Origin of the sequence: Streptomyces sp. SID3343 (assembly GCF_009865215.1) — a bacterium.
Taxonomy (GTDB): domain Bacteria; phylum Actinomycetota; class Actinomycetes; order Streptomycetales; family Streptomycetaceae; genus Embleya.
Genome location: NZ_WWJX01000693.1, coordinates 1 through 5749, shown reverse-complemented (window position 1 = coordinate 5749; position 5749 = coordinate 1). Strand labels below are relative to the sequence as shown.

General features: G+C 70.6%; 7 protein-coding genes. All 7 read left to right on the top strand.

The features are described from left to right. Positions 1-111 precede the first annotated feature (111 nt). A complete protein-coding gene (gene lepB / locus GT354_RS21300; RefSeq protein WP_346012109.1) occupies positions 112-876 on the top strand; it encodes a signal peptidase I in 765 nt (254 codons plus the stop codon). After that, positions 869-2203 (top strand): signal peptidase I, encoded by a 1335-nt coding sequence (gene lepB / locus GT354_RS21295; RefSeq protein ID WP_346012108.1) that lies wholly within the window; start codon positions 869-871, stop codon positions 2201-2203. The genes lepB (GT354_RS21300) and lepB (GT354_RS21295) overlap by 8 nt, the downstream gene beginning before the upstream one ends. Positions 2204-2373: 170 nt before the next feature. After that, the gene (lepB, locus tag GT354_RS21290; protein ID WP_161357943.1) at positions 2374-3396 is read left to right on the top strand and encodes a signal peptidase I; all 1023 of its coding nucleotides are present in this window, start codon (positions 2374-2376) and stop codon (positions 3394-3396) included. An 84-nt stretch (positions 3397-3480) separates the two neighbouring features. Next, the gene (locus GT354_RS21285; RefSeq protein WP_161357942.1) at positions 3481-4050 is read left to right on the top strand and encodes an NUDIX domain-containing protein; all 570 of its coding nucleotides are present in this window, start codon (positions 3481-3483) and stop codon (positions 4048-4050) included. Between the two features lie 113 nt (positions 4051-4163). After that, on the top strand, positions 4164-4490 hold the full coding sequence (locus GT354_RS21280; protein WP_078979196.1) for a DUF2469 domain-containing protein: 327 nt from the start codon (positions 4164-4166) through the stop codon (positions 4488-4490). Between the two features lie 363 nt (positions 4491-4853). Then, on the top strand, positions 4854-5216 hold the full coding sequence (locus tag GT354_RS21275) for a YraN family protein (RefSeq protein WP_202512125.1): 363 nt from the start codon (positions 4854-4856) through the stop codon (positions 5214-5216). A 2-nt stretch (positions 5217-5218) separates the two neighbouring features. Further along, positions 5219-5749, top strand: a 531-nt coding sequence (locus GT354_RS21270; protein ID WP_346012107.1) for a magnesium chelatase domain-containing protein, incomplete at its 3' end; no start/stop codon positions are given.

Sequence of the window (5749 nt, the reverse complement as noted above, 5' to 3'; positions counted from 1 at the left end):
CGGGCTGCCGCGGGTGGTTCGGCCGCTGCGATCGTCGCCGGCGACGCGGGCGACGAGGGTGCCGCGACCGATGCGGTCGCCGAGGTCGTCTCGCTCGGCAAGACCGTTTCGGTGGACTCGGACGCCCCCGATGCCGGCGAAGGCGACGGTGGCGGCGACGCATTCGACGACCCGGACGCCAAGCCCGAGCCGTCGCGGGCGCGTCGGCGTCGGATGCCGGCGTGGGTCGAACTGCCGCTCCTGGTCGCGGTCGCGATGGTCGTCGTACTCGCGATCAACTCGTGGGTGGCGCAGCCCTTCGTGATCCCGAGCGGGTCGATGGAGAACACGCTGCAGGTCGGCGATCGGGTCCTGGTCAACAAGCTCGCCTATCGCTTCGGCGACATCAAGCGCGGCGACATGATCGTCTTCGACGGCAAGGGTTCGTTCACCCCCGACGACGCCGACGAACCGAATCCGGTGACCGGCGCGCTGAACAAGCTGGGTGGCGTGTTCGGCTTCACGAACCCCGACGACAGCGACTTCGTCAAGCGCGTGATCGGAATCGGCGGCGACGTCGTCAAGTGCTGTGACGCCCAGGGCCGGGTCACGGTCAACGGCGTCCCGCTCGACGAGGACGACTATCTCTACCCCGGCGACAAGCCGTCCGAGTTCCCGTTCGAGGCCGAGGTACCCAAGGGCAAGCTGTGGGTCATGGGTGACCACCGCAGCAACTCGGCGGACTCGCGTGAGCACCTCGGCGACCCCGGCGGCGGCATGGTGCCCGAGAGCAGGGTGATCGGCCGGGCGCAGTGGATCATCTGGCCGCTCGGCAGGATCCAGGGCTGGGATCGCCCGAAGACCTTCGAACGGTCGGACTTCGACCGTCGTGGGTAAACGCGGAAAGCCCAAGGGCGGCCGAGCCGAGACCGGCGCCCCGAGCGCCGACGCGTCCGAGGAGGGCACCCGGGCCGCGCCTGCGGCTTCGGCGGGCGCCGTGGTGACCGGCGCGCCGGGGTTCGACGCGCTGCCGATCGGCGGATCGGGCGTCGAGGGTTCGGCGTTCGACGGCTCCGCTATGGACGGCTCCGTGTCCGATGGTTCGGCGTTCGACGGTGCGGCGCTCGACCGGGCGGCGTTCGACCCTGCGGTCCCTTACGACGGTTCGGCGTTCGTCCCACCCGCCGGCGGTGAGACGCCGCCGTTCGTCGCGGCGCCGGAGGTCGAGGCCGGTACGCCGGTTCGCACCGGTCGGGCCGCCGCCCGCGGTCGAGGGCGACGCACCTCCCGGCGCCGGGACAAGAAGCCGGTGCCGCTGTGGCGTGAGATCCCCATGCTCGCGGTGATCGCCCTCGCGCTCGCGCTGTTGATCAAGACGTTCCTGGTCCAGGCCTTCTACATCCCGTCCGGGTCGATGGAGCACACCATCAACATCGGTGACCGGGTTCTGGTCGACAAGTTCTCACCGTGGTTCGGGGACACTCCCGAGCGCGGAGAGGTCGTGGTCTTCCGCGACCCCGGCGGTTGGCTCGGCAAGAAGCCGGCCGACGATCCGCCGCCCGTGCTCAAGCAGCTCAAACAGGGACTCGTCTTCGTGGGCATGCTTCCGTCCGACGACGAACAGGACCTGATCAAGCGGGTGATCGGGGTCGGCGGTGACACGGTCGCGTGCTGCGACCCGTCCGGGCGGGTCACCGTCAACGGCGTCCCGCTCGACGAGCCGTATCTGTACAAGGGCAACGCGCCCTCCCAGAAGCGATTCACCGTTACCGTGCCCAAGGGGCGGTTGTGGGTGATGGGCGATCATCGCGGTGACTCGGCCGATTCGCGGGCACATATGGACCGTCCGTACTCGGGCACGATCTCGGAGGGCGACGTGGTCGGTCGGGCCTTCATGGTGGGTTGGCCGTTCGGGCGGGTGCATCGCCTGCCGGTTCCCGACACCTTCTCGGGCTCGTTCGAAAACAAAGCCCTGTCGGTTGCGATTCTCCCGACCACCCCGGTCGTTATGGGGATGGTGGGTGCGGTTCCGATGGTCCTGCTACGCAGGCGTGTACGCTCGCGCCGGCGCATGCCGGTCCCATGGGGGCGACATCGACCCGGCGACGTGCGCGGCACGGGTCGGAAATCATCAAGACGCAGCTGTGGGCAGCCGGTGAACAGCCCTGACCGGTCGCCGAGTGGCCTGCACGGGTACGAGGAGGCGCCGTGGGGGAAGTCGTGATCGGAGCACGATCCGCTGGTGGAGACGACGATCGTGGGCGGGAGCCACGCGAGCGGCATCCCGGCGAGGCGCCCCACGATCCGGGAGCACCACCGACGGAACCAACGAGCGGGGACGTCCCCGCGCAGTCGCCCGATCTGGTGAAACGCCCCCCGAACGGGAACGGCGCCGTGCCCGAGCGCGCGCCGATCTTTCCCCCGGCGGGTTCCGCGCCCCTGCCCGCGGGCCCCGGCGGTCCCGCCGGGTCGCCGCCCGGTGGCGACGGCCCGGGAGGTTCCGGGGGGCCCGGTGACTCGGGTGACCCGGGTGACTCGGGCGAGGGACCGGGTGGTTCGGACACCGAGGCCGCCGACACCGACGGTGCGTCGGCGACTCCCCCGCCCAAGCGCAAGGGGTCGTTCTGGAAGGAACTGCCCCTGCTCCTGGTGATCGCGATCGTGCTGGCGCTGCTCATCAAGACGTTCCTGGTGCAGGCGTTCTCGATTCCCTCGGAGTCGATGGAGAACACGATCAAGGTCGGCGACCGGGTCCTGGTCAACAAGTTCACCCCGTGGTTCGGCGCGGAGCCCGAGCGCGGCCAGGTCGTGGTCTTCCACGACCCGGGCAACTGGCTGTCCGAAGCCCCCAAGCAGTCCGACAACGCGATCGTGCGCGGGTTGCAAAAGGGCATGTCGTGGGTCGGCCTGATGCCGTCCGCCAGTGAGAAGGACCTGATCAAGCGGGTCATCGGAGTCGGCGGCGACCGGGTCCAGTGCTGTGACGCGCAGGGTCGACTGATGGTCAACGGAAAGCCCCTCGACGAGAGTTCGTATCTCAAGAAGGGGGTGGCCCCCTCGACGATGCAGTTCGACGTGACCATCCCCAAGGGTCGGATCTGGCTCATGGGCGACAACCGGGACAACTCGTCCGACTCGCGCTACCACCAGGGCGAGCCCGGCGGTGGCACCGTCGACAAGGACCAGGTGATCGGGCGGGCCTTCACCGTCGTGTGGCCGCTCAGCCGGATCCACGGGCTCGGCGTGCCGGGCACCTTCGACCAGCCCGGACTGGGCATGGGCGCGGTGGGCAGCGCGCCGCTCGCGGCGGGCTTCGCCGGCGCCCTGCCGATCGTGCTGTGGCGGCGACGCCGGCGCGCGGACGGACCACCGGAGCGGGTGGCCACGCGTGATCCGTCGGGGGCACCGCCGGCCTGACGGTCGTCCCCGCCCACGGCCGGGTCGCTCGGGAATCCTTCTCCCGGGCGACCCGGCCGTTTGCCGTGGGAGGACAATCCGGGGATGACGACTCAACCCGTGTCATGGCCCGGCGACGTTCCCGGGCCGGTTCCGGACTACCCCGCCGACCTGAGCCCCGACCTCGAACGTCGGGCCGTGCGCGTCGTACTGCTCGATCCCGACGACCGGGTGCTGCTGTTTCGCACGCACGTCCCCGAGTCGGACCCCACCGACTGGTGGGACCTGCCGGGAGGCGGGCTCGACCCCGGCGAGAGCTACGTGGACGCCGCCGTGCGCGAGATTCTGGAGGAGACCGGCCTGCGGATCGCCGCGGCCGACGTCGGACCGCCCACGTGGCGGCGCAGTGTGACCTGGGTCCGCCCGGGGCATCGGCGGGTCCAACACGAGTTCGTGGTGTTGGTGCGGATCGCCGAGCGCGCGCCGAAGGTGTGCGAGGACCGGTCGCGCTGGACGGCCGACGAGTTGGCGGAGTACCAGGGCGCGCACTGGTGGCCGGTGGCCGAGATCGTGGCCTCGCCGGTGCGGTTCTACCCCGGACGGCTGCCCACGCTGCTGCCGACGTTCCTGGCCGGCGAGCTGATCGATGAGCCGTTCGAGTGGTGGAACGGCTGAGCCTGGGGTGACGCGCGAACGGCCGGGCGGTTGGGCCATGGTGCGCCGGTGGTCCGGTGGGTCGCCGGTACACAATGGGAGACGACAGCGAAGCGCAGGAGCGAGGGGCGCGCATGAGTGCGGAAGATCTCGAAAAGTACGAGACCGAGATGGAGCTGCAGCTCTACCGCGAGTACCGCGACGTCGTGGGTCTCTTCAAGTACGTCATCGAGACGGAAAGGCGCTTCTACCTCACCAACCAGTACGAGCTGCACGTGAGGTCGGCCGACGGGGAGGTCTTCTTCGAGTTGTCCATGGCGGACGCGTGGGTGTGGGACATGTATCGACCCGCGCGTTTCGTGAAGAACGTCCGGGTTCTCACCTTCAAGGACGTCAACGTCGAGGAACTGACCAAGAGCGAGTTCGAGATGCCCGCGGGCAACGAAGGGTTCGGCGGCTGATCGATCGGTGCGGCTGATCGTTTCGAGTGGCCGGCCGTTCGGTGCGGCCGGGTGCGACTGATCGTTTCGTGCGACTGATCGTTCGGTGTGGCCGGGTTCGGTGCGGCTGAACGGCGCTCGCGGCAGATCCGCAATCCCCCTCCGGGGTGGATCGGGTATCCACAGCGGCCCGGTTGTGCACAGGCCACGCCGACGCGAGAGCGGCCACCTCCGATTCCGGCACCGTCGGAGTCGGAGGTGGTCGTTGTGCGGGCCGAGACAGGCGGGGCCGAGACAGGCGGGGCTGGGACGGGCAGAGGTGGGACGGGCGAGGCCGGGAGCCGGGCTCGGACGGGTAGGGCCGGAAGCGGCGGCGCGAAGCAGTTGCGCAACGGCGCGGTCGGGCGTTACGGCGAGCGGGTCGCGGCGCGGTATCTGATCGAGCACGGCATGGTCGTGCTCGATCGCAACTGGCGATGCCGGGACGGCGAGATCGACATCGTCGCGCGGGACGGACCCACGCTCGTGGTGTGTGAGGTCAAGACCCGGCGGGCCGGCGGGTTCGAGCACCCGATGGCGACGATCGGGGCGGCCAAGGCGCGGCGGCTGCGGTTGTTGGCGGAGCGCTGGCTCCTCGCGCATCCGCCGGCCGGGCAGCCGGGGCGCGACGTGCGGATCGACCTGGTCGCGATCGTGCCGTCCGCGAGCGGGGCCGCACACGTCGAGCACGTGCGCGGGATGTGCTGACCGTGGTGTTCGCACGCACGCGCTCGGTCACCCTGATCGGGGTGGACGGGGTGGTGGTCGAGGTCCAGGCCGACCTGGAGCCGGGCGTCACCACCTTCACCCTGGTGGGCTTGCCCGACAAGACGCTGATGGAGTCGCGAGAGCGGGTCCGCGCGGCCGTGGTCAACAGCGGCGAGGAGTGGCCGCAGCGCCGACTCACCGTGGGCCTGTCGCCCGCCACCGTGCCCAAGACCGGTTCGGGCTTCGACCTGCCGATCGCCGCCGCGGTGCTCGCCGCCGCCGGGGTCCTGGACCCGCGCACCATCGAGGACCTGGTCATGGTCGGCGAACTGGGCCTGGACGGCCGATTGCGGCCGGTGCGTGGCGTGCTGCCCGCCGTGATGGCCGCCGCGGCTGCCGGGTGCACGCGGGTCGTGGTGCCGGCGACCGCGGCGGGCGAGGCGGAGTTGGTGCCCGGGGTCACCGTGCTCGGGGTGACGTCGCTGCGACACCTGCTCGCGCTGCTGCGGGGCGAGCCGGTCGCGGTCGAGGAG

Bases quoted from the DNA above. Each gene is read 5' to 3' on its own strand.
- GT354_RS21285 (WP_161357942.1), top strand. From the start codon at position 3,481: ATGACGACTCAACCCGTGTCATGGCCCGGCGACGTTCCCGGGCCGGTT.
- GT354_RS21280 (WP_078979196.1), top strand. From the start codon at position 4,164: ATGAGTGCGGAAGATCTCGAAAAGTACGAGACCGAGATGGAGCTGCAG.